Genomic DNA, 1,833 nt, shown 5'->3' on the forward strand with positions numbered 1-1,833 from the left:
CGCCGCCGCGATCACCGCGGCGGCCGACGCGGCGCGCTTCGACGTCCGCGATCTGGCACTCCGCGCGCGGGGCGGCGGCAACCCGGTGATCCCGCTGGTCGCGGACCTGACCGCGGCGGTCGAGGCCGTCGACACCGAGCACTCCCCCTACGTCCATCGGGGTGCGACCAGCCAGGACATCATGGACACGGCCGCCATGCTGGTCGCCGCCCGGACGCTGGACCTGGTCCTGGCGGACCTCGCCCGTACGGAGATCGCGCTGGCCCGTCTCGCGCGCGAGCACCGGGACACGGCCATGCCGGGGCGCACCCTCACCCAGCACGCCGTGCCGACCACCTTCGGGCTGAAGGCGGCGGGCTGGCGGTCGCTGATGCTGGACGCGAGGGACCGTGTGCAGGCCGTACGGGACAGGCTCCCGGCCCAACTCGGCGGCGCGGCGGGCACATTGGCGGCCTTCACCGCGTACGGCACCCCGGACCCGGCTGCCCTCGTCGAGGCGTACGCCCGTGAACTGGGCCTCGCCGCACCGGTGTTGCCCTGGCACACCCTGCGCACCCCCGTCGCCGACCTGGCGGGAGCCCTCGCGTTCACCGCGGGCGCCCTCGGCAAGGCGGCCACGGACGTGCTCACACTCGCCCGTACGGAGATCCGTGAGCTGAGCGAGGGTACGGGCGGCGGTTCCTCCGCCATGCCGCACAAGGCGAACCCCGTGCGCTCCACCCTCGTCGCCGCGGCGGCCCGCCGGGCGCCGCAGCTCGCCGCGACGCTGTACGGGTCCCTGGCCGCCGAGGACGAACGGCCCGCCGGTGCCTGGCACGCCGAGTGGGAGCCCCTGCGCGACCTGCTGCGGCTGGTCGGCGGGGCCGCGCGCGACACGGCCGAGCTGACCGAGGGCCTGCGGGTCCACGCGGACGCTATGCGCGCCCATCTGGACCTCACCCACGGTCTGATCGTCTCCGAGCGGCTGTCCGCCGAACTCGCGCCGGTGCTCGGGCGGGCCCGCGCCAAGGAACTGCTCACGCGCGCCGCGCGACGGGCCACCGCCGAGAACCGCCCGCTCGTCGAACTCCTCGACGAGGAACCCGCGTTGAAGGAGCCCGCGTTGAAGGACCTCGACCTCGCGGCCCTCACCGACCCGGCCCAGTACACCGGCTCCGCCGGAGCCCTCACCGACCGTGCCCTGGAGCGAAGTTGAGCACCCGACAGCCCTTTTCCGACGGCAAGTCGCTCCACCACCGCGCCGAGGGTCCCGTAACCGCTCCCCCGCTTCTCCTCGGCCCGTCCCTCGGCACGTCGACGGCCCTGTGGGACAAGGTGGCGCCCGAACTGTCCGTCACCCACCGGGTCGTGCGCTGGGACCTGCCGGGCCACGGCCACTCCCCCGCCGGGCTGATCGGCCCCGGCGCGACCATCGCCGACCTCGCGGCGCTGGTGCTGGCGCTCGCCGACTCGCTCGGCCTCGACCGGTTCTCGTACGCCGGTGTCTCGCTCGGCGGCGCGGTGGGGCTGCATCTCGCCGTCCATCACCCCGAGCGGATCGAGCGACTCGCGGTGATCTGCTCCTCCGCCCACTTCAACGGGTCGAAGCCGTGGGAGGAGCGGGCCGCGCTCGTGCGCGCCGAGGGGCTGGCCGGGCTTGCGGAGGGGGCCGACGCGCGTTGGTTCACACCGGGTTTCACCGTTCCGGAGCTGGTCGAGGACCATCGGACGGCGGATCCGGACGCGTACGCCGCCTGCTGTGACGCGCTCGCGGCCTTCGACATCCGGGAGCGGCTGCCGGAGATCGGCGCGCCCACGCTGCTCGTCGCCGGGCGCTAGGATCCCGCGACGCCG

Annotated in this window: 1 protein-coding gene and 1 pseudogene; both read left to right on the plus strand. The window is 74.9% G+C overall.

The annotated features are described in order from the left end of the window. Positions 1 to 1,195: 3-carboxy-cis,cis-muconate cycloisomerase (gene pcaB / locus O3Q52_RS52670; protein ID WP_269655482.1), on the plus strand; the 1,195-nt coding region annotated here is incomplete at its 5' end. Next, a pseudogene (locus O3Q52_RS52675) lies at positions 1,192 to 1,815 on the plus strand (alpha/beta fold hydrolase); the annotation flags it as partial. The gene pcaB and the pseudogene O3Q52_RS52675, both read left to right, overlap by 4 nt. Between the last annotated feature and the right edge of the window lie 18 nt (positions 1,816 to 1,833).

Source organism: Streptomyces sp. ActVer, assembly GCF_027270795.1.
Lineage (GTDB): Bacteria > Actinomycetota > Actinomycetes > Streptomycetales > Streptomycetaceae > Streptomyces > Streptomyces umbrinus_A.